The organism is Candidatus Poriferisocius sp. (assembly GCF_965219815.1).
GTDB lineage: Bacteria > Actinomycetota > Acidimicrobiia > Acidimicrobiales > Bin134 > Poriferisocius.
Window position 1 is genome coordinate 1859485 of record NZ_OZ244791.1, and the last position, 21866, is coordinate 1881350.

Consider the following 21866-nt stretch of genomic DNA (forward strand, 5'->3'; position numbering starts at 1 on the left):
CCGTGACCGATCATGGGAAGGCAGTGGCGCTTTTGATCCCTCTTCATGAGCCCCGGCCCATCGACCAACTGGTTGACGATGGGCTGGTCATTCCGGCTCCGATGGCGAAGAGACGACTGGGCCACTCCAGGGTCAAGAGCAAGGGAACGGTGAGCGATCTCGTGGCCGAACAGCGCCAGTGATTGTCTACTTCGATACATCCGCCTTCATTCCCCTGATCATCGACGAGCCAAGTTCTGATTCCTCCGAGCGACTGTGGAATGAAGCGACACGGGTTGTCAGCGTCCGCTTGCTCTACGCCGAGGCCCGGGCGGCGCTGGCCAGAGCTCATCGACTCGGGCGGCTGACAAAGAGAGGGCTTACTTCTGCGGTTAGGCTGCTCGACGCCCTCACCCAAGAGGTCGACAGCATCGAGATCTCAGACAGCCTCGTCCGAAGAGCAGGCGCATTGGCTGAAGAACAGGAACTCCGCGGCTACGACGCCGTGCACTTGGCTGCCGCGCAGGCCATTGCCGACGCAGACACAATCTTCGCCAGCGGTGACCATGAGCTCATCGCTGCGGCCAGCTCCCTCGGATTGGCCGTGGCTAATCCTCGATGAGTTCGGCGGTCTCCAAGAAGGGAGCGTTGGCAAGGGCGACTTGAACGTCCACCTGGACGGCGCAGGCGGGGCAGTAGAGGCGACGGAGCTCGAAACGGTCGGCGCCGGGGCGGGCTGAGGGCCAGGGGGTGCGCTCGTCTACTGGAGAGCGGGATACAATCAGCAGGCTGACCAGGGGTTCGTTGGTGGGGCCGTGTTCGTGGCCGCACCGGCTGCAAAGGTAGTGGCCGTTGGCCAAGACCACGGTGGAGCTGAGGCGTCGGCCGGTGGGGGGTTCTTCCAACGGGGGTTCGGGGTCTCTTTCGATACGCGCCTGGCGGCGGGATGCTCGCAGTGTTTTGGTGGCCTCCACATCGCCGATCACCACGCCGTAGTCTCGGACGGCACCGGCCTCGGTGACCAAGCCTTCCGCCACGTCGTGCTCTACCGCAACGGGGTCGCGATCTAAGGGGTCGCCCACTCCGCCCCCGCCGCCGCAGAGGTTGGTGTACACATCACTGGGGGCCAACTCGCCTACTTGCTTGGGGGGTGGTACCTCAATTGTGCCGTCGGCGCGCTCGTACACCCCGGTGTGCTGCATGCCGGGTTCGCCGCCAAGCACGCCCGCGGCGGTGGGGGGCTGTTGGCCGTGGGCGAACACCGTTGAAGTTGCTGGCCCGGCCGACCGGTGGAGTTGGTAGGCGTGTTCCACGCCCACGCCGCCTCGCCACTGGCCGGGCCCGCCCGAGTCGGTTCGCTCCCGGCGATAGCGGTAGAGCACCGGGTAGTGCTGCTCGTTGGTCTCGATGTTGGTACACAGCCCGGCCGGGGAGGTCAGATAGCCCCCGGTGTCGGGTCCGTCGCCGCCCCACCGGGCGCCTGACCCGCCGGGCAGGCCGTCGAGGAGCATGGCCGAGAAGTCCCGCCCGTCGTCGAAGGCTCCCGAGATGGTCTGGGTGAACGACCCCGACACGCACGAAGCCAGGATCTGACTTCGCACGTCCGGGTCGTCAGAGGCGTCGAACATCCGGCTGAGGCAGATGTTCACCGCGGTGCGCACTTCTTGGCCCGCGGCGGTCACCCCCATCGACATGCCCGCGGGCCAAAGGCAATCCACGATGGTGCCCGGCGTGGTGTCTACCTTCATGACTCGCCAGAACCCGGCCGGCGTCCAGGGCAGGCCGTAGCCCAAGACCGTCATTACCGCGGCCATGGCGTAGCTGGAGGTGATGGCCCGGCTGGTGTTGATCAGCGCCGGGGCCTGCGGGCTGGCGTCGGTGAAGTCCAGATGCAGGGAGTCGCCCTGCTTGGTCATGGTCAAGCCGATCTCGTACACCCGGTCGTCGATGCCGTCGTGCTCCACCAGTCCTCGGTGGTGCCATCGCCCATCCGGCAGCGACGCCAACCGGTCTCTCACCGCGGCCTCGGTGCGGTCGATGAGTCCGTCGAGCACCGCGGTCACTGTTTCGCTGCCGTAGCGATCGCACAGCCCGTTGATCCGACCATCCACCACCCGGTTGGCCTCCATCTGGCCCAGAAGGTCGAGCCGATTCAATTCCGGGGTGCGGGACCGGCCCAAGTATTCCTGCTCCACCTCGGCTAGCAGTTCCCCCCGATCCACTATCCGGGAGGGGGCCATGGGCACCGCCTCCTCATAGATGGACGTCGCCCCCACGGTGATCGACCCGGGCACGGGGCCGCCCACGTCGTTCTGGTGGACGCACGAGCCGCACCAGGCGATTAGCCGGTCGCCCCGAAATACGGGGGCCACCACCATGACGTCGGGCTGGTGGGGAGCGCCCACATAGGTGTCGTTGGTGATGAACATGTCGCCGGGACCGATGCCCGAGTTGCCTCCGAATTGGTCGATCACGTGGCGGACCACCTGGCCCAATGCCGCGGCATGGACCAGCACGTATGGGCCGGCCAGTGCCACCTCACCGGCCGCGGTCAAGATGCCGGAGTTGAAGTCGTTGCCCTCGGTGGCGATAGGCGAGCCCGACACGGCGACGATGGCGTCTACCGCCTCGTCGTTGATAGCCCACAGCCGATTGCGCAGCACTTCAAACAGCGCCGCGTCGAGCGGGGGTGCAGTTCCGGGGGATGACTGGTTCGAACTCATGACGGCGGCCCGGGGAACATGTGGGTGTGGCCCTCGGCGTCGACTTCGGCCCGGTCGCCAGGGCGCAGCACGATGGTGGTGGACGGGTGGTCGATGAACGCCGGCCCCTCCAGGAGGGTGCCTGGCGCCAGCCCCAGCCCGTCGTACACCCGACAGGAGGTGAATTTACGGTCGAACCAGGCGTCCCGACGTCCGATGGTTGGCGGTTCCGATGTCGAATCATCCAGCACCGCCGGCTCAGGCGCCGGCCGTTCGCCGCGGGCCGCGCCCAATGCGGAGAACACTGAAGCGGCTGAGGGAACCACCACCTCGGCTACTCCCACCTCGGCGGCGTATCGGGTGGCGTACTGGGGAGCGGCCCCGCCGTAGGCCAGCATGGTGAACCCGGCGGGATCGTGGCCCCGCTGGACAGTCACCCGGCGAATGAGGTCGGCCATTTGAGAGCAGGCCACCCCCACCACGGCGTCGGCGGCTTCGGGCCCCGACAGGCCCAGGGGAGCGGCCACGGCATCCTTCAAGGCCCGCTCCGCCGCCGAACGGTCCAACTCCAGCACCTGGCCTAGCTCGCTTAGGTAGCCCAGGGTCACGGCGGCATCGGTCAGGGTAGGGGCGGTTCCTCCTCGGCGGTAGCATGCCGGGCCGGGTTGGGCGCCAGCCGACTGAGGGCCCACTCGGAGACTGCCCAGCACCGGGTCGATCCAGGCCAGCGACCCGCCGCCGGTGCCGATCGACACCACCTCCACCACTGGATGGGCCAGGGCCCAGCGCCCGATCATGGGGCGTGTCGCCATGGTGGCTTCACCGCCGGTGATCAGGCCGACGTCGAAGCTGGTGCCGCCCACATCGGTGGCAATGGCCTCGCTTCGGCCCAATTGTTGGACCAGTTCGGCTGAAGCCAACAGCCCGGCAACCGGCCCCGATCCCAGGGTCTCCACCGCCCGGAGGCCGCCGTCGGCATCACAGGTGCTGCCACTGGACTGCATGACGTGCAGGTGTCCGGCGAATCCCCGTTCGGCCAAGGCATGGGCCAGGGTGCGAATCTCTTCAGCCACGAGCGGGGCCGTGCTGGCATCGAGCACTGTGGTCATTGTCCGCTCGTACTCGCCGATCCGGGGCACTGCCGACGACAGCGACACGTGAGCGCCGGGGTGGATCTGGGCGATCAGCTCGGCGATGCGGACCTCATGGCGGGGATCAGCCACCGACCACAGCAGGCTGACGGCGTAGCTGGTCATCCCGTCGTCCCGCAGCGCCTTGATGGCGGCAACCGCGGCGGCCTCTTCTAGCGGGCGAACCACGTCGCCATGGGCGTCGATCCGCTCAGGCACGCCCACGATGCGCCGACGGCTCAACAGCAGCGGGGGTTTGGCCCAGCAGACGGCCTCGGTGGCCTCAGCGGGGGACAAGCCGGCCACCTTGGCTGCCCGGGCCACCGGCAGTGTGGACTCGAACCCCTCGGTTGTGATCAGGCCGATGGGTGCTCCCGTGCCGGTCAAAAGGGCGTTGAGCCCAACGGTGGTGGCATAGCCGATGGATTCGGCCCGTCCGAGCAAGTCGGCCAGCGGCTGGTCAATCTCGGCTGCGGCCGCCTCAACTGCGGCCAGGGCGCCTGCGGTCAGATCGCCGGGAGTGGACAGCGCCTTGCCCATGGCGAGCCGGACTCCTCCCGGGCCGGGGGAAACCACCACCGCGTCGGTGAACGTTCCCCCGGTGTCGATGCCGATGCGCACAGCCCCGAGAGGCAGAGGAGTCAGGCTGAACGCAACCTCAGCGGTTGACGCCCTTGTTCCGGGTGGTGAACCCGGCCAGGTCGCGGTCTTTGCCCTGGTGGCGCCCCTTGTCCAATGATTGAACCGAGATGTCGTGGTCGACCGCGGAAGCCCGCAGCGCCCCCACGGTGCAGTCGGCTCGGTCCCGGTGGGCAAACGGGTCGTACTGGTACCAGGCCATGGCGTTGAGGTGGGTGATCTTGTCCACCTCGTCGTCGGGCACCCCGGTCAGCGTCTCGTCCAACAGCTCAGGGGCGTTGGGCCAGGTGGAGTCGCTGTGGGGGTAGTCCATCTCCCAGCAGATGTTGTCGATGCCGATCTCGTGGCGCAGCGCCACCCCCACCGGATCGTTGATGAAGCAGGTCAGGAAGTTGCGCCGGAACACCTCGCTGGGCAGCAGGTTGTCGAAGTCCTGCCCGGTCCACAGGTGGTGCATGTCGTAGGTGCGGTCGGCCCGGTCCATGAAGTAGGGGATCCACCCGGTGCCGCCTTCCGAAAGCGCAATCTTCAGGTCGGGGAAGCGGCGGGGGATGGGCGACCACAGCAGGTCGGCGGCCGCTTGGCTGATGTTCATGGGCTGGAGCTGGATCATCACGTCCATGGGGGCGTCGGGGGCGGTGATCACCATCTCGCCCGACGAGCCCAAGTGGATGGAGCACACCGAGCCGGTGTCGCTGAATGCCTCCCACAGCGGATCCCAGTAGTCGCTATGGAAGCTGGGCTCGCCCAGCTTGGCCGGATTCTCGGTGAAGGTCATGGAGTGGCAGCCCAGATCGGCCACCCGGCGCACCTCGGCAGCGCACTCTTCCGCGCTCCAGATCATGGGCAGGGCCATGGGGATGAACCGGCCCGGATAGGCCCCGGCCCACTCGTGGATGTGCCAGTCGTTGTAGGCCCTGATCAGGTCGGCGGCGAACTCCTTGTCGGGGTGATTGGCGAACAGCCGGCCGGCGAATCCGGGGAACGACGGGAAGCACATCGAGCCCAGCACTCCGGCGGCGTCCATGTCCTTGATGCGGTCGTGGACGTTGAAGCAGCCGGGGCGCATCTCATCGAAGGCGGTGGGCTCGATGCCGTACTCCTCCTTGGGCCGCCCGGCCACCGCGTTCAGGCCCACGTTGGGGATGATGGAACCGTTGAACGACCACACGTCGTCGCCCGACTCGGTGTGGATCACCCGGGGGGCCTCATCCCGCCACTTGTCCGGAAGATGATTGTCGAACATATCGGGTGGCTCGCACAGATGGTCGTCCACGCTCACCATGATCATTTCGTTGAGGTTCACAGCGTCCTCCGTCGGTCTACATCGCTCGCCAGTGTGACTCCAACGATACTTGGCGCAGTAATATTCGCCAGCCGAGCTATCCCCCGGAAGCCCCAGGAGGCCCCCAATGTCGAACCCCATGAGCTACGAAGGCCGCAACGTCGTGGTCACCGGCGCCTACTCCGGCGTGGGCGCCGCGCTGGTGGAGCTCTTGGCCGATCTGGGGGCGGCGTCGATCACCGCTCTGGACATCAAAGAACCAGAAGGCCCGATCACCCGGTACATCCCCACCAACATGGGAGACCCGGTGGCGGTGGACGAAGCCGCCGCGGCCATCGACGCCCCGGTACACGTGCTGTTCAACAACGCCGGCATTGCCGCCACCTTCTCCCCTGAGGACGTGATGAAGGTCAACACATTGGGGCTGATGCGGCTGACCGACGCCCTGCTGCCCAAGATCCCCGCCGGGGGCGCGGTGGTCAACACCGCTTCGATTGCGGGGATGAACTGGCCGGCCCACCAGGCCGAGATCACCGAGCTGTTGTCCATCGACGACTGGGACAAGGCAGTGGCCTGGGTGGAGGAGCACCCCGAGGTGGTGTCCGACGGCTACATGTTCTCCAAGGAGTGCGTGCAGATCTTCACCATGCAGGCCGCCAAGGGGATGCTGTCCAACGGCGTTCGCATCGCCAGCGCCTGCCCGGCCCCCATCGACACCCCGCTCCTGCCCGACTTCAAGAAGACCATGGGCGAGGAGATGATCGACTGGACGGCAGCCCAATCCGGAGGCCGCTATGTGACCGCGGCCGAGGTGGCCAACCTGCTGGCCTATCTGGGGTCGGACGCGGCGTCGTTCGTGTCGGGCGTGAACGTCAACATCGACAACGCCTTCCAGGGCTCGATGATCACCGGCCAGGTGGACTTCGGCGAGTTGGCCGGATAGCCGTCTAGACCGCGGCGGCCAAACGAGCCTGGAGCTCGGCGGCGTAGGCCGCCACCTGGTCGGCCACGTCACCAAGCACACCGGCGTCGAGGCCCTCGGCCAGTTCGGGCGCACCGGCCTGGGCCAGCATGGGTGCAATCTCGCCGGTGCGGATCTTGCCCACCGCCCACTCGGCGATGGGGCCGTGGGCGGTCTCGTCGAAGGGGATGATGTGGTTCCGCCCGCCGCCCAGGTGGTTGTAGTGGTAGTGGGGGGCGTCCTCGAACAGGTCGAAGCGCAGGTACTCCCACTGACCGTCGGCGTCGAACACGTGCAATGACACCCCGCGGTCCTCAATGCCCAGCGGTGCGGTGCGCCGCAATTCCTCGATATAGGCCTCGTCGCCCCCGTAATACTCCATAAGAGCCTCGGGGTTGAGGTCGCGGTACTCCACCCCGATCTTGATCACCCCGGCGGGGAAGTAAGTGGTGTGGGAGTCGTCGGGCCGCATGGGCGGCATCTCGTAGACGTGGCCGATCTCCATGGCCGCCAGCCTAGTGCCGGGTCGGTTCTGCCTCTAGGTGCAAGGTGCTCGCTCACTACCATCAATTTTCCATGGCCCAGCGGCGAATCGACCTTGAGGAGTTCTTCCACCCCGTCGGGGTGGCGGTGATCGGCGGGGTCGACCGCACCCAGACTGAGGATGCGCTGCGGGCCGCTATGGACAGCCGTTGGGGAGAGGGCAACTGGCATCTGGTCAACCCCAAGGGTGGGTCGATCGGAACTGTGCCCATCTACCAGGCGGTGGCCGATGTGCCCGGCCCTGTGGCGCTGGCGGTTATCTCCACTCCACCAGCAGCGTGCGCCCAAATCGTGGACGAGTGCGGTGCTGTCGGGGTCCGCTACGCCCTGGTGTTCTCCTCGGGTTTCAGCGAGGTCGGCCCCGAGGGGGCCGAGTTGGAGGCCGAACTGGGGGAGGCGGGCCGCCGCAACGGCATCCGCATCTTCGGCCCCAATACCAACACCAACGCATTTGAGCCGGTACCCGAGATTCCCGGGTTGCGGGGGGGCAAGATCGGGGTGGTCACCCAGTCGGGCCACAACGGCCGGCCCATCATGCAGGGGGTGCACTTTGGCATCGGCTTCAGCCGCCAGGTGCCGTGCGGCAACGAGGTTGACCTCGAAGTGAGCGACTTCATCGAGTACTTCGCCTACGACGAAGACACCGCGGTTATCGCTGGCTACATCGAGGGGTTTCGGTCGGCCGAGAAGCTGCGCACCGCACTGGAGGCGGCCAACGCGCAGCACAAGCCGGTGGTGATCTTGAAGATCGGCGCCACCGACGCTGGGTCGCGCATGGCTTCGTCGCATACCGGCCACCTCACCGGATCAGACGAGGTGATCGACGGCCTGTTCGAGCAGTTCGGGGTGGTGCGGGTGCGCGATCTCGACGAGCTGCTGGAAACTGCCGCCCTTTTCGCCAAGTTGGGCCCAGGAGCGGCCGAGGGGGCCGGGCTGTACTCCATTTCTGGGGGTTCGAGCACGCTGATGGCCGAGGCCGCCGAGTTGGCCGGGGTGGTGGCGCCCCCGCTGGCCGAGGAGACTCAGGAGAGGCTGTACCAGCACATTCCCCGTTACTTGGCGGTGTCCAACCCGGTGGACAACGGGGGCATCTTCATCATGAGCGAGCCACCAGAGGTTCGCCAACAGGTGATCCGTGATATCAGCGCCGATCCGGCGGTGGGCTACACGGTGGTGGGCATCACCGGCGCGGTGCCGCCCATGTCTGATTATCTGGGCGACGACATCGTGGTGCTGGCCGACGAGGTGGACAAGCCGATCATTGCCACGTGGAACTCCTTCAAGGTGGACGAGCCGGGATTCGACCGGCTGGTGGAGTCGGGAGTGCCGCTATTCCGCTCCTTTCGGGGCTGTTTCGCCGCACTGGCCGCCTACCACCGCTACCAGCGCCACCAAGAGGGCTTCCGAGTTCGCCCAGAGCTTCCTGACGACATGCCCGATGCTGCGGAGGCTGCTCTCGGGGTGCCAGCACCCGACATCGGAGCGGTGTTGCAGGCCTTCGGACTGCCAATGGCGGCCAGTGAGGTGGTGTCTACACCCAGAGACGCCCGCAGGGCGGCCGAGGAGATCGGCCTGCCGGTGGTGGTCAAGATCGCCTCCGCCGATTTTCCCCACAAGTCGGATGCTGGGCTGGTGGTTCTGGGGCTGGACTCTCTTGAAGGGGTGGAGCAAGCCACTCAGGAAGTCTTAAAGCGGGCGAGAAGCGCTGCTCCCGACGCGGCTATCGACGGGGTGGAGGTCCAGCAGATGGTGACCGGCGGCACCGAGATGATCGTGGGAGTGACCCGCGATCCCACCCTCGGCCCCGCGGTCATGGTGGGTACCGGCGGCGTGTTCACCGAGGTGCTAGCCGACACCGCCGTTCGCCCGCTGCCCCTGGACGAGGCCGACGCCCACGAGATGGTTCGATCGCTGAAGGGCTTTCCCTTGCTCGACGGGGCCCGCGGCCGACCGCCCGCCGATGTGGACACCCTGGTCCAAGTCATCATGTCAACTGCAACCCTGGCCACCGCCTTGGGTGATCGTCTGGCTGAACTCGATCTGAATCCCGTGGTCGTGCTCGACCGCGGCAAAGGAGCGGTAGTCGTGGACCACCTCATGATCTTGGCTGACTAACGTCCAGCGGCCCTTTGACCCTCGGGCCATCCTGTGTAGGATCACCGATTATCGATTGTCTAGGGTGAGACCAGGGAACCAAGGGGGGTACCCGCGATGGCGTCCTATTGCCGGCCTCGCACGGTGAGCGAGGTGCTCGCCGCGCTGGCTAGTGCTGAAGGTCACGGTCGAATCCTCGTCGGCGGTACGGACCTCCTCGTCCACCTTCGCAAGGACCCATTCGCCCCGACTGTCATCGTTGACATCAAGTCCGTCAATGACTTCCCGCCAGCGGTCGAGATCGGCGACGAAGCGGTGCGATTCGGTCCGACTGCTCGGATGTCCGAAATCTCAGGCGACCCATTCATCGCAGACCGCCTGCCTGCGCTGAGCGCATCGGCTCGTGTGGTGGGATCAATCGCCATCCGGAACCGGGCGACGCTTATTGGCAACATCTGCAACGGCTCACCGGCGGCCGACACCGCCCCTGCCCTTCTCGTCTACGGCTCGACCGTGACTGTGACCGGGCCCGGCGGCGAACGGACGATGCCGTTGGTTGACTTCTTCGTCGGACCTGGCGAGACCAGGTGCGGGCCAGACGAGATCGTGATCCGTGTCGACGTACCAATTCCTGATCGTGAACATCGGTCAGCGTTCCAACGCCTAACCAGGCGGAGAGGGGTCGACCTTGCGACGGTCAGCGTGGCGGCCGGTGTCGACGCAGACGGCGGGATTGTTCTCGGTCTGGGATGCGTTGGACCGACGCCGCTGTTGACCGATGCGAGCCTGCCCGTCGATCTCAGCGATCCAGACGCAATCGAGGGGGCCGTTGAAGAGCTGGTGTCCATCGCAACACCGATCTCCGACGTCCGGGCGGCTCGCGACTATCGCGAGGCAATGGTTCGTGTCCTCGCCGTACGGGCCGTTCAGGCCGCCGCGGCTCCTCCCGAGGGGATGTCTTCATGACGGATTCCTCTGTGCACCCCACGAGTGAGGTGGCCGTTGCGCTGGAGCTGAACGGCGAAAATGTTCGTGCCACGATCCCGGCGCACCGGACGCTGCTGGACATGCTTCGAGATGACCTTGGCCTCTGCGGCACCAAACGCTGTTGCGCCGAGGGTGAGTGCGGCGCCTGCTCTGTGCTCCTGGACGGCGAACTCGTCAACTCCTGTCTCGTACTCGGCGCCGAGGCCGACGGCGGAGCCCTCCTCACGATCGAGGGGGTGTCCATGGGCGGCATAACCGACCTCCAGGCCGAGTTTCTGGCCGCTGGGGCCGTTCAATGCGGGGTGTGCATTCCCGGTCAGGTCATGGCGGCCGAGCAACTCCTGCGAACGAATCCCAATGCCTCCCGAGATGAGATCCGAGACGCCATGTCGGGAAACCTGTGCCGATGTGCGAGCTACCAGCGGATCGTTGAGGCGATCCAAACCGCGGCGGCCGGAAGGCAAACCGATGCCTGACGAAAACCAAGGTCTTTCCTCCAATGGTCCCGTTGCTGGCACCGACCGGGTGGTCGGCCAGCGGATTCACCGTTACGGGGGCATAGATCGGGTCACCGGCGCTCAGCGTTACCTGAGCGACATCACGTTTACCGATGCCGCGCACGTGGCGTTCGCCACTGTTCCCGTCGGATGCGCCGCGATCGACGCAATCGATACCTCGCCGGCGGCGGCGATGCCCGGCGTCATCGCGGTGGTACACGCCGATGACCTGCCTCAGCCCGTGGCCCGGTTCGGGATTTCCCATAAGGACCGACCGGTGATCGCTACCGAGACGGTCAACTACCACGGCGAGCCTGTTGTCGCGGTGGTTGCCGAGACTGAAGACGAGGCCCGGGCTGCGGCTAACGCCGTCGTCATCCACTTCACCGAGTTGACCGGTGTGTACGGGCTCGACGCGGCCCTGGCCGGCGACGCCCGATTGGTCCAAGACCCTTCAGTTCGGCCCGGCGATGACCTGAACTCCACCAATGTTCTCGAGCAGGTTGAGTACGCATGGGGTGATGCCGACTCGGAGGGCGCCAGCTCGCACACGATCATCGAGGACACCTACACGTTCCCGATGGTCACCCATTTTCCGATCGAGCCCGGCGGAATCGTCGCCGTACCGACCGATGACGGTGGTATCGAGGTTTACTCGCCGGTCCAGCACCCCTACCTCCTCCAGCGGACGATCGCCGAGGTGTGGTCGCTTCCACTGTCGCGGGTCCGGGTCATCGCCCCGGATCCCGGCGGGGGATTCGGCGGAAAGCAAACCCCTCGATATGAGCCCCTGATTGCCTTCCTCGCCCTCAAAACGGGACGTACCTGCCGCCTCGTGCTCTCGCTGGAAGAGGCGTTTCAATTGATGCGGCGGTCGGGTTGTCGGATCCACGCGCGCACAGGATTCACAGAAGCGGGCGAGCTGGCCTTCCACGAGATGCAGGTCGATTTCGTGGTCGGGGCCTACGCGGACGTCGCTCCTCGGGTCATGACCAAGGGCAGCTATGTGGGTGCTGGGCCCTATCGGATTCCTCGCGTTTCCATCAACGCACGCGCCGTTTTGACCAACACCGTCCCCAGCTGCGCCTTTCGGGGGTTCGGCGCCCCCCAAGTCGGGTGGGCCACCGAGTCCCAGCTCGATGCCGGCGCCCGAGCGTTGGGGCTCGACTCGCTTGAGATACGCCGACGCAACCTCGTCGAGCACGACGAGGCCTTTATCCGCGGCGACTACGAGGCCCGCGCCGACGGCCGCTGGCACGATAGTCTCGAGAAGGCAGCCGAGCTGATCGGCTGGCAGGAGCCGACCCCATCGGGCCGGGGACGAGGCATTGCCGTCGGGATCAAGCCGGGAGCGACAACGGGTCTGTCCCAGAGCCTGGTCCGCCTGCTTTACGACGGCAGCGCGATGGCGTATGCGGGCACGTCGGACATGGGGCAGGGGGCTAGGACCCTGTGGAAGCAGATTCTGGCCGACGAGTTGGGCGTTGATCTCGATCTGATCACCATCATCAGCGGCGACACCAACGCCGTGCCTTTCGACCTTCAGACGTCGGCGAGTCGCTCCACCGTGTTCATGGGCAACGCCGTGCTCGCAGCGTGTGAAGACATCCGCGACCGAGTTCTCGAGCTCTATGCCGAAGCCACCGAGACCGCACAGTCGGAGCTTTCCCACTCGCCTGGCCAACTTGTCACCCCGTCAGGGGCGATTTCGCTGGTCGAGGCCGCCCAGACCGCGCTGGGTGGGCTGCGAGGCGAGTTCGTCGGCCAGGGAACCAGCCGCCTATGGGGCACGAAGGGCCACCCGCTCGGCGGCGATGCGGCGTTCTACGAATTCAACGCCACGGCCATAGAAGTCGAGGTGGATCGCGCCACGGGCGAGATCTTGTTGACCAAGCACGTGACAGTCGGCGATGTAGGGACAGAGATCAATCCACTACAGGTCGTCTCCCAGGATGAAGGCGCCGCGATCATGGGCCTGGGTCACAGCCTCATGGAGCAGATGCTGTTCGACGATCACGGCCAGATCCTCAACCTGGGCGCGATCGACTACCGGATCCCGACATTCAACGATGTCGCGCTCCATATGCAGACCGCATCTGTCGAGAATCAGGACGGCCCTGGCCCATACGGGTGCAAGGGAATCAGCGAGGGCGCGCTGCTGTGTACGGCGGGCGCCGTTGGCGCGGCGGTTGCCGACGCCATCGGCACACCGGTTCGCGAACTCCCGATCACCGCGGAGCGGGTCTGGCGCACCATCCGCGACGCCACCCTCGACTCGCCGGATTAGTCGTGCGACACCCCACCACAAGAACGAACTGAAAACAACAAAGGAGACAAACCAATGCCGAACACCACCGTGTGCCTCGCAGGTACCCTCGACACGAAAGGCGCTGAGTACGAGTTCGTGCGCGACCGTCTCATCGATGCTGGCGTCGACGTATTGGTGATCGACTGCGGGGTTCTCGGAACCCCGCACTTCGCCCCCGACATCTCCGCCGACGAGGTCGCCAGCGCGGCCGGGATCGACCTCTCTGATTTCCGCGCCGGCGTCGAAGGCGCCGGAGGACGCGTCGCCGCAGTCGGGAGCATGGGCGAGGGTCTCGCCGCCGTGCTCGGCGATCTCGTTTCGAGCGGACGCATTCAAGGTGTGATGGGCTTGGGCGGGTCCGGCGGCACCTACCTCCTCACCGATGCCTTCCGAACGCTGCCGCTCGGCTTTCCAAAGCTCATGGTCTCGACCATGGCGTCGGGCGACGTCCGTCCCTATGTTGGGCATTCCGACATGCACATGGCCAACGCGGTGACCGACATCGCCGGCATCAACAACGTCTCCAAGCTGGTCCTGTCCAACGCCGCAGGATCGATCGCGGGGATGGCCCAGGGATACGAGGCCACCAAGGCGCTGGCCACCGAAGGCGAGCCGCTGATCGCCATCTCGATGTTCGGGGTCACCACCCCGGGCGTGATGCGGATGCGTGAACAGCTCGAGTCCGAGGGATTCCAGGTCGTTACCTTCCACGCCGTCGGAGAGGGCGCTGGCATGGAGCACCTCATTGACGAGGGCATCATCGACGGAATCATCGACTTCACGCTGGCCGAATTGCTCAACACCTGGAATGACGGCATCTTCCGTCTCGACATCGAGCGGATGTCGGCCGCCACTCGCAACAGCATTCCGCTCGTGGTAGTTCCGGGTGCGATCGAGTGCTTCAACTTTGCGGCGCCCGAGACCATTCCCGAGAAGTACAACACCACTGAGCGCAACATCATTCTTCACAACCCCAACATCACATCGCTGCTCGCGACCTCCGAAGAAATGACTCGGCTCGGCGAATATCTGGCCGACCACGTGAACCGGAGCATTGGGCCCAAAGCAGTTGCCCTGCCCCTCCAGGGCCTCGACAACTACTTCAAAGAGGGCAGCCAATGGCACGGGGTGGACATCACGCCGCTGTTCGACGCCATTCGCTCAAATCTCGATCCGTCCACTGAGCTCGTCGAGATGGACAACCTCATCAACGACGAACCCTTTGCCGACGCGGTCTTCAATTTGTTCATGGAGCGTTGGAAGCAGGCCCAGTCCCAGTGAGCGCTGGCCCAGTGAGCGCCGGCCAAAGCGGGACATGGCGACCGCGATGAGCCCAAAGGGCGGCCGCACGGTACGGGTGATTCTCCTTCGGCACGGCCAAGTCGCCCACCACCGGAGCGATGTGGGCCTCACCGATCTCGGGGTTGCCCAGTCGGAGGCCGCCGGTCGCTGGTTCGCAGAGCAGGGAGTCGAGATCGAGTGCCTGCTTAGCGGCGAGACGGCACGAACCCTCGACACGGCAACCGCGTTCGCGGCTGGCTATCGCGGAGTGGCCGGCTCACCTGAGCTGCCTGAACCCGTGGTGGGCTTCGCCCTGCGAAACCCCGACCTCTACCTCGGTGGGCATCGGGTCAACATCGCAGAGGGCGCCGAGGCAATCGCAGCACAGGCACCTGGCATCAGCCCGGAGGACGTGGTGAGCTCTCCGTTCTTTGGCAAACTGATCAGCGCCGAGGAGCGGGTCGGCTACTGGCTGGAGCATCCCAACCCGCCTGGAGAGGACGCTCACGCCGTCGCTTGGCGAGTCGTGTCGTTCGTCAGAAGTCTGGGCGACGGCGCCGGTCGAGCGGGAGCAACCGTCGTGGCCATCACCCACTCGCCAGTGCTCAGGGCCGTCCGGCTTGGATTCGAGAACGTGTACACACGGGAGCCTCCGTTCCTTCACGGCTTCTCGCTCATCGCCGGCCGAACCGGTGACATCACGTTCTCATTGTTCGAAACGGACACGGGTGACATCCCGGCGACGTCAAAGCCGGGGCCCGGACTGGAGGAATCCTGATGCGATCCGCAATCATCACCTGCGCACCGACTGGCGCCATCCACACCCCGTCGATGTCGCCCTACCTGCCCATCACGCCGGGCGAGATAGCCACCGCCGCCATCGGCGCCGCACAAGCCGGCGCCGCGGTCGTACACCTCCACGTGCGCGATCCCGAGGATGGTCATCCGGTCCAAGACGTCGGCCTGTTCCGGGAGCTGCTCGATCACATTCGAGCTGAGAGCGATGTGGTCATCAACGTCACCACCGGAGGCAGCCCCCACATGACCGTTGACGAGCGCATTCGCCCGGCATTGGAGCTCGCCCCCGAACTCGCCTCGCTCAACATGGGCACCATGAACTTCGGCCTATACCCCATGCTGGAGCGCTTCCCCGATTTTCGCTATGACTGGGAACGCACCCATCTTGGCAACAAGGCCCTTATCTTCCGGAATTCCTTCGAGGACATTGAGCGCATTCTCAAGTCCTGCGGAGATCAGGGCACTCGGTTCGAGTTCGAGTGCTACGACACCGCCCATCTCTACAATCTGGCCCACTTCGTCGACCGGGGCCTGGTGGAGCCGCCGCTCTTCGTGCAATCCGTGTTCGGCATCCTCGGGGGGATGGGGGCTGATGTCGACGATGTGATACACCAACGCCGCACGGCTGAGCGCCTCTTTGGCGACGACTTCGAGTGGTCGGTTCTCGGTGCCGGTGCGGCGCAGACCCGGGTTGCCGCGCTTTCTCTCGCCCTTGGGGACAACGCTCGCGTGGGTCTCGAAGACTCGTTGTGGGATGGCCCGGGCCGCCTGGCCGAGGCGAACCGCGACCAGGTCGAACGGGTTCGAGTCCTGGCCGAAGCCGTCCATCGCAGCGTCGCTACTCCGGAGGAAGCCCGCGGGCGACTTCGGCTTCGCGGTGTAGCATGACCCGCACTAATCGATTATCGAACGTTTACCCAGGAATCGGTTTCCCATGGCCCTAGACAGTTCCGTCCTCGGAACCGAACCACTTTCAGCCGCTACCAAGCGTCTCCTGCTCGACCGGATTGTCAAGGGCGAGCTTGTGCCGGGAGAGCGCATCGTTGAGAGCCGGCTGGCGAAGGAACTCGACATCAGTCAGTCCCCGATCCGCGAGGCGCTTCGCGACTTGGCGGCCGCTGGCTTGGTAGACATCGAGTCGCGGCGAGGGGCGCGGGTGCGCAAGCCCACCAACCGCGAGCTCTGCGACGTCAGCGAGGTGCGGGCCGAGATAGACGCGCTAGCGGCGCGGCTCGCAGCCGAACGGCTCGACGACGAGACCATCGAGGAGCTTCAGTACGCGCATCAGCTCATGTCTGATCGGCTGGAAGCCGGTGACTACGTCGGAATGACCGAGGCAGACGCCGGGTTCCATCGCATCATCGTCCGGGCATCGGGCAACGGCGCCGCCGAAAGGGTGTTCGGGCAACTTGAGCCGTTCGCCCGCACCTTCATCACGCTCACGTCGCCAAATGTGCCGCTCCGTGGGATTCTGGCCCAGCACAGCGGCATCCTCGAGGCGCTCATCCAGCGCGATCCAGACTTGGCTGCGAGCCGGGCCAAGGCCCATCAGCTCAGCGTGCGAAAGATGTTCTTCCAAGCCGATCACGGAGAGCCGGCGGACAGCGACGCGGTTTCAGATGGCTAACCAGACGGTGGCGCCACCGGTCGAGCGCGAGGGCTGGTCCAAGTACGGGCGGGCGCCGGCATGGGCCATCAGCCTCGGCGTTGTCGTTGTCGTTGTGGTGCTCGCGGCTTTGTTCGATTTCTGGGCCACAACTTTCGTGGTCGGCGCCACCGAAAACGCTCCGCTGGTGCTCGCCGCTTTCGGCTTTGCCCTGTTGTATCGCCTCACCGGCCTCCTGAACGTCGCCTACGCCGAGACCATCACGCTGGGCGCGTACTTCGCGGTTTGGATGAACAACTCGTGGGGGCTGGGTTTCTACGTGGTGCTTCTCCCCGCCGGCCTGCTCGCCGGCGTGCTCAGTGTGGTCACCTACCTCGCAATTTTCCGCTATGCCAAGGGACGGCGGGTGGGCAACCTCGAGATGATCGTCATCTCATTCGGGTTGTCGATCTTCCTGCAACACGGGTTGCAGTTCGTGTTCGGCTATCGCCGACGCGCCTTTGACATTCCGCCTCCCAACACGATTGAAGTGTTCGGGGTTGGGGTCTCCTCGTTCCGGTTGCTGGCGTTGGCCAGCGTTGCCGCATTGACGACCATCGTGTACCAGTTCATCCAGCGCACCAGCTATGGGCTTCAGATCCGAGCGCTGGCCAGCAACGAGGGCTTGGCGCAGGCGAGCGGAGTCCGGCCCCTCCGCGTGACCATCTTGATCTGGTTCGTCGCCGGGCTGTGCGGTGGTCTGGCTGGCGTGTTCTACGGGGCGGGCGCCTCGGTGGAGTCCTTCCTCGGCATCGACGAGCTCCTCTTGATCTTGCTGGTGGTGCTGGTCGGAGGAATCTGGGGCCTGCTCGGCGTCGTGGTGGTCGGCATGGCCACTGGGGTCGCCCTGACCGGGATCACGCTGGAATACGGAAACAGCCTGTACGCGGAGCTCGTCCTCGTTGTCGCCTTTCTCGGTGTGCTCAAGTTCCGTGGTCGTCGGCTCACCGACGCATCGAAGGTCTGACGATGAACCTCGACTGGCTCGACGCTTTCCTCATCTTCGGTGCTTTCAAGGTTGTTGAGATCATGGGCCTTGGCCTCTTGGTGCATCTCCAGCTCGGCTTGACCCGGGTGGCGAACTTCGGGGTCGTGGGTTTCTGGGGCCTGGGGTTGTATGCGTTCGGCGTTGCCTATCTGAAGGTTGATTGGCCATTCGGGGACGTGTACCAGTTCCTCATTTGTGCCGCGATCGCGACGATTGTGGCCGCGGCCGCTGGCCTAGTCGTCGGTTGGTTGATCTCAGATCTCGACGACGACGGAACCCTCGTCGGAACCCTCGGATTCGCCACGATCGTGGTGATCCTGGCCACGACGCAACAGGGGTTGACGGGAGGGGCGCTGGGCCTCGGCGGCCTTGGCTTCCCATACGACTTCGGTCGGGTGAAGACCCACGAGTTCACATGGTTGCTGATCACAACAGCAGTGGTGGTCTTGATCTTTGTCTACGCCTGGAGGGTCCACCGCACGCCCCACGGCCGTCTGTTGATTGCCGTTGGCGCCAACGAGGCGCTGGCTCGCAGCCTCGGAAAGTCGGCGACCGCGGCCAGGCTCCGCATGATGATGGTCACCTCGGGCGCCATGGGACTACTCGGTGCGATGCACGGGGTCATGGTGCGATCGCTGGAAATCAACAGCCTTGATGTCAGCGTGACTCTGGCTGCGCTGGCGGCGTTGATACTTGGCGGCACGGCCCGGGTGTTCGGGGCCGTTGTCGGCGTCTTGTTGACTGTCGCCCTCTTCGACATCGTGATCCAGTTCTATATCCCGATTCCAGACGGGTGGAACACCCAGGCTCTCCCCGTGGCCCGCGAGGCCGTGTTCGGTGCCGCCATCGTTCTCATGCTGATATTCCGGCCCCAAGGACTGCTCGGGCAGATGCGGCGTCCTGCTCTCATGCGGAGGCTCCACGGTGACTGGTGAGGACCTTCGGCCGCAGATTCTGGTTCGCGACGTCACCAAGTCGTTCTCGGGTCGCGTTGTGGTCGACGTTGACGAGCTCGTACTCGGGGATGTCCCGGTGGAGGGACTGCTTGGTCCCAACGGTGCCGGCAAAACAACGCTGATGCGCCTCATCATGCACTCCATCCCGCTGGACGGGGGGACGGTCACCCTCAGCCGCCCAGGACAGCGCGATGTGGTGCTGTCCGCCACTCGCACCAGCCAGATGGCCGGGCTTGGCGTTGTGAAGTCGACCCAGGTGATCACCGACTTCGAACACCTCACCATCCTCGATTCCGCGCTGCTAGCAGTGACCGAGGCGCGCTATGAGCGCCCCTTCGCCGCGGCGGCGGATCGAGCGGTGCGCAAGCGACACGAAGACGAGATCCGACACTGGCTCGACTACTTCGGCTTCGATGATCCGCTGGCCGTCGCCCTCTCGGGCGGAGACAAGAAGTTGCTCGACATAGTGCGCTGCCTGTTGCTCCAGCCCGCCGTTCTTCTGTTGGACGAGCCGACCGCCGGTCTTTCGGAGGACCACACTGAGCGGGTCAAGGCCGCGGTCCGACATCTCGCCAGCAGGGGCACGTCGGTGGTGATCGTCGAGCACGACCTCGATGTGATCTGGGACCTGTGCGATGAGGTGATCTTCATGGCCGAGGGGAAAGTTCTCCTAAAGGACAACCCCGCTACGATTCGGGCTAACCCAACGGTGGTCGAGAGCTACTTGGGGGCCGGAAGTGCGTAAACAAGCGGTGGTCAACAGCGGCGACACATCCGTAACGCCGTCAGTGTCGGTAAACGGGCTCTCGAGCGGATATGGCAGCGTGGCAGTGCTCCACGACGTGGAGTTCACCGTCGGCCACGAGATCTTCGCGGTCCTTGGTGCGAACGGTGCCGGAAAGACAACGCTGCTCACAACGCTCGCCGGGCTCCTACCAGCTTTTTCGGGTTCCATCGCCTATCACGGAACCGACGTCACAAACCTCGCGGCGTCGGAGTCGGCGCGGCTAGGAGTTGGGTACGTGCCCCAGGAAGCCGCCGTGTTCCCAGATCTGTCGGTACTCGAGAACCTCACTGTCGGCGGGATGATTGGCACCAGACCTCACGAGGAACGCCTCGAAGAAGTGTTCGAGACGTTTCCCGACTTGCGCAGCAAGGTCCATCTCCGGGCCGGGAACCTCAGTGGCGGCGAGTCGAGGATGGTGGCTTGCGGTCGCGCCCTGATGCAGGACCCGACCGTGTTGCTGCTCGACGAGCCCACGGCCGGCCTGTCTCCGCTCTACCTCGAACTCTTCTTCGAGAAGGTCGCCGAAATACACCGCACACGCGGGGTGTCCATTGTGCTGACAGAGCAGAACGCAACCCAAGCCCTCGGCATCGCCGACCGGGTGATGGTCCTCAGCCTCGGCGTCGGCTCGGAGCCGATGTCTGCCGACGCTGTCACCACCGACCTACTAAGAGAGGGATACCAGATCTAGCTCCCAGGGGGGCCAGAGCTTGGGCCCGATTTAGGGGCCCGAGCAGACAAGAAAAGGAGACCAACCATGAAGACCAACAAGAGGTGGATGCAAGTCATTGCCTTGATCTTCGGGTTTGTGCTGATTGCCAGCGCCTGTGGAAACGATGACGACGCTCCGAGCTCCGTCGAGCCGTCGGCGCCCGATTCCTCCGCTGACGCTGGCGATGCCGCTGACGCTGGCGATGCCGCTGACGCTGGCGATGCCGCTGACGCTGGCGATGCCGCTGACGCCGGCGATACCGCCGACGCCGGCGATACCGCCGACGCCGGCGATACCGCTGACGAGGCTGCGGCGCCGTCCGACGATGGACCTGTGACGGTGTGCGAGCTCGCCTACTACACAGGCGAGTTCGGCGCGTATGGCCCATCGCTGACCGCCGACGTGCGGTTCCCGATTGAGGAGGTGATCAATGAGGACCCACCCCTCGGCAGAGAATGGAGACTTGTCTCGGAGGATCTCGGTACGGTCGGTGAGCCGCAGGCGGCCCGGGCGTGCTTGGACCTCCACGACGCCGATGTCATCGTCAGCATCGCCCACGGGTACCGAACGTACCGGCCCTTCATGATCGAGCATTGGGCCGAGAACGACAGTCCGATCGTGCCATCCGTCCACGGTGGCGCAATTCCGGGCAACCTCGGTGGAACCGCGGCGGAACCGATTTTCCGAGCCCAGGGCTTGGACGAGGCCCTTGGCACCACAGGCATCCTGTATGCGGAGTCGATCGGCGCCAGTTCGGTTGTCATCTTCGCGACCCAGGTTGAGGGCTTCCAGCTTGCCGCCAATGCGGCTCAGGCCGCGGCCGATAGCGTCGGAATCGATGTGCTCGACCGAATAGACGCACCTGCCGAGGAGCCTTCGTATCGGGCGCAGGTAGAGCGCATCGCCGACCTCAATCCGGACGTGGTCATCCTCCAGGTAGGCCCGGTCGAGGCCGGCACCATCATCAAGCAGGCCGCCGAAGCGGGCTTGTCGCTCGAGTGGATCGGCGAGACCGGCATGGTGTTGCAAGAGTTCGTCGAGACCATGGGAGTCGATGTCATCGACACCCAGCAGGGCATCGGCTTTGCTGCGTTCACGTTTGACGACACGACGCCGGCATGGGATTACTTCTCAGCCGCTTGGGACGGTGCACCTGGCTATGGCGACGAGTTCGGCCCGGCGACCGACCTCTATCACTTCTCGACCTACGACGTCTTGGTCCACACCGCCCTTGCGGTTGAAGCCGCCGGCTCCTTGAAGGCGTCGGACTGGGCTCCGGCCATGCGGGAAGTCGGCTCTGCTCCGGGCACCGTGTGCTACACGTACCTCGAATGCCTGGAATTGATCCGAGCTGGCGAGGACGTTGACTACGAGGGTGTGACCGGTTCTGGCGACTACACCGCGGGCGGCGTGAACAACGTGACATCGGCGTACACGCCGTTCAACTCCGACGGAACCACGGGAACCGCCGTGATCCTCGACCCAGTTCGCTCGCTGGAGATCATCGACGCCATCGCGACGCAAGCGGAGTGCGACGACGACAACAACTGCGAGTGGTAATGGCTCTGCGGTAG

20 protein-coding genes are annotated in these 21866 nt (G+C 65.2%); 16 read left to right on the top strand and 4 right to left on the bottom strand.

Annotated elements, in window-relative coordinates:
- Positions 1-2 precede the first annotated feature (2 nt).
- Together ACOQPI_RS08880 and ACOQPI_RS08885 are read left to right on the top strand one after the other, a co-directional pair.
- A complete protein-coding gene (locus ACOQPI_RS08880) occupies positions 3-182 on the top strand; it encodes a hypothetical protein (protein ID WP_420621077.1) in 180 nt (59 codons plus the stop codon).
- Positions 179-601 (top strand): type II toxin-antitoxin system VapC family toxin, encoded by a 423-nt coding sequence (locus ACOQPI_RS08885; protein ID WP_420619294.1) that lies wholly within the window; start codon positions 179-181, stop codon positions 599-601. Before ACOQPI_RS08880 ends, ACOQPI_RS08885 begins: the two co-directional genes overlap by 4 nt.
- On the opposite strand, the gene ACOQPI_RS08890 is transcribed toward ACOQPI_RS08885, so the two are convergent.
- The 3 genes from ACOQPI_RS08890 to ACOQPI_RS08900 are packed head-to-tail and all read right to left on the bottom strand — an operon-like array spanning position 588 to position 5741.
- Positions 588-2702 carry a hydantoinase B/oxoprolinase family protein gene (locus tag ACOQPI_RS08890; RefSeq protein ID WP_420619295.1) on the bottom strand — a complete coding sequence of 705 codons (2115 nt, stop codon included), beginning with the start codon at positions 2700-2702 and terminating at the stop codon, positions 588-590. The two genes, ACOQPI_RS08885 and ACOQPI_RS08890, sit on opposite strands and share 14 nt — an antisense overlap.
- Positions 2699-4432, bottom strand: coding sequence for a hydantoinase/oxoprolinase family protein (locus ACOQPI_RS08895; protein WP_420619296.1), 1734 nt, complete (start codon positions 4430-4432; stop codon positions 2699-2701). The genes ACOQPI_RS08890 and ACOQPI_RS08895 overlap by 4 nt, the downstream gene beginning before the upstream one ends.
- 37 nt (positions 4433-4469) lie before the next feature.
- Positions 4470-5741: an amidohydrolase family protein gene (locus ACOQPI_RS08900; RefSeq protein ID WP_420621015.1), complete on the bottom strand. Its 1272-nt coding sequence runs from the start codon at positions 5739-5741 to the stop codon at positions 4470-4472.
- A gap of 121 nt (positions 5742-5862) precedes the next feature.
- On the opposite strand from ACOQPI_RS08900, the gene ACOQPI_RS08905 reads away from it, so the two are divergent.
- Positions 5863-6678 carry a coniferyl-alcohol dehydrogenase gene (locus tag ACOQPI_RS08905; RefSeq protein ID WP_420619297.1) on the top strand — a complete coding sequence of 272 codons (816 nt, stop codon included), beginning with the start codon at positions 5863-5865 and terminating at the stop codon, positions 6676-6678.
- A 4-nt stretch (positions 6679-6682) separates the two neighbouring features.
- Here the strand turns inward: ACOQPI_RS08905 and ACOQPI_RS08910 are convergent, their stop codons facing one another.
- Positions 6683-7201, bottom strand: coding sequence for a DUF7700 domain-containing protein (locus ACOQPI_RS08910; RefSeq protein WP_420619298.1), 519 nt, complete (start codon positions 7199-7201; stop codon positions 6683-6685).
- 71 nt (positions 7202-7272) lie between these two features.
- Between ACOQPI_RS08910 and ACOQPI_RS08915 the strand changes: the two genes are divergently transcribed.
- The 13 genes from ACOQPI_RS08915 to ACOQPI_RS08975 all read left to right on the top strand — a co-directional run bounded on the left by ACOQPI_RS08915 (position 7273) and on the right by ACOQPI_RS08975 (position 21852).
- Complete coding sequence (locus tag ACOQPI_RS08915) at positions 7273-9354, top strand: acetate--CoA ligase family protein (RefSeq protein ID WP_420619299.1); 2082 nt, start codon at positions 7273-7275, stop codon at positions 9352-9354.
- A gap of 96 nt (positions 9355-9450) precedes the next feature.
- On the top strand, positions 9451-10299 hold the full coding sequence (locus tag ACOQPI_RS08920; protein WP_420619300.1) for an FAD binding domain-containing protein: 849 nt from the start codon (positions 9451-9453) through the stop codon (positions 10297-10299).
- Entirely contained in the window at positions 10296-10796 is a 501-nt protein-coding gene (locus ACOQPI_RS08925; RefSeq protein WP_420619301.1) for a (2Fe-2S)-binding protein, read from the top strand. Before ACOQPI_RS08920 ends, ACOQPI_RS08925 begins: the two co-directional genes overlap by 4 nt.
- Positions 10789-13104: a xanthine dehydrogenase family protein molybdopterin-binding subunit gene (locus tag ACOQPI_RS08930; RefSeq protein WP_420619302.1), complete on the top strand. Its 2316-nt coding sequence runs from the start codon at positions 10789-10791 to the stop codon at positions 13102-13104. Before ACOQPI_RS08925 ends, ACOQPI_RS08930 begins: the two co-directional genes overlap by 8 nt.
- Positions 13105-13158: 54 nt before the next feature.
- The gene (locus tag ACOQPI_RS08935; RefSeq protein WP_420619303.1) at positions 13159-14406 is read left to right on the top strand and encodes a Tm-1-like ATP-binding domain-containing protein; all 1248 of its coding nucleotides are present in this window, start codon (positions 13159-13161) and stop codon (positions 14404-14406) included.
- A 46-nt stretch (positions 14407-14452) separates the two neighbouring features.
- Positions 14453-15184, top strand: a complete 732-nt coding sequence (locus ACOQPI_RS08940; protein ID WP_420619304.1) for a phosphoglycerate mutase family protein — start codon at positions 14453-14455, stop codon at positions 15182-15184.
- A complete protein-coding gene (locus ACOQPI_RS08945) occupies positions 15184-16092 on the top strand; it encodes a 3-keto-5-aminohexanoate cleavage protein (protein ID WP_420619305.1) in 909 nt (302 codons plus the stop codon). Before ACOQPI_RS08940 ends, ACOQPI_RS08945 begins: the two co-directional genes overlap by 1 nt.
- A 46-nt stretch (positions 16093-16138) precedes the next feature.
- Positions 16139-16831, top strand: coding sequence for a GntR family transcriptional regulator (locus ACOQPI_RS08950; RefSeq protein ID WP_420619306.1), 693 nt, complete (start codon positions 16139-16141; stop codon positions 16829-16831).
- Complete coding sequence (locus tag ACOQPI_RS08955; RefSeq protein WP_420619307.1) at positions 16824-17816, top strand: branched-chain amino acid ABC transporter permease; 993 nt, start codon at positions 16824-16826, stop codon at positions 17814-17816. Before ACOQPI_RS08950 ends, ACOQPI_RS08955 begins: the two co-directional genes overlap by 8 nt.
- 2 nt (positions 17817-17818) lie before the next feature.
- Entirely contained in the window at positions 17819-18772 is a 954-nt protein-coding gene (locus ACOQPI_RS08960; RefSeq protein WP_420619308.1) for a branched-chain amino acid ABC transporter permease, read from the top strand.
- Complete coding sequence (locus tag ACOQPI_RS08965; protein ID WP_420619309.1) at positions 18762-19538, top strand: ATP-binding cassette domain-containing protein; 777 nt, start codon at positions 18762-18764, stop codon at positions 19536-19538. The genes ACOQPI_RS08960 and ACOQPI_RS08965 overlap by 11 nt, the downstream gene beginning before the upstream one ends.
- Complete coding sequence (locus ACOQPI_RS08970) at positions 19531-20271, top strand: ABC transporter ATP-binding protein (protein WP_420619310.1); 741 nt, start codon at positions 19531-19533, stop codon at positions 20269-20271. Before ACOQPI_RS08965 ends, ACOQPI_RS08970 begins: the two co-directional genes overlap by 8 nt.
- A gap of 66 nt (positions 20272-20337) precedes the next feature.
- Positions 20338-21852: an ABC transporter substrate-binding protein gene (locus ACOQPI_RS08975; RefSeq protein ID WP_420619311.1), complete on the top strand. Its 1515-nt coding sequence runs from the start codon at positions 20338-20340 to the stop codon at positions 21850-21852.
- Positions 21853-21866 lie beyond the last annotated feature (14 nt).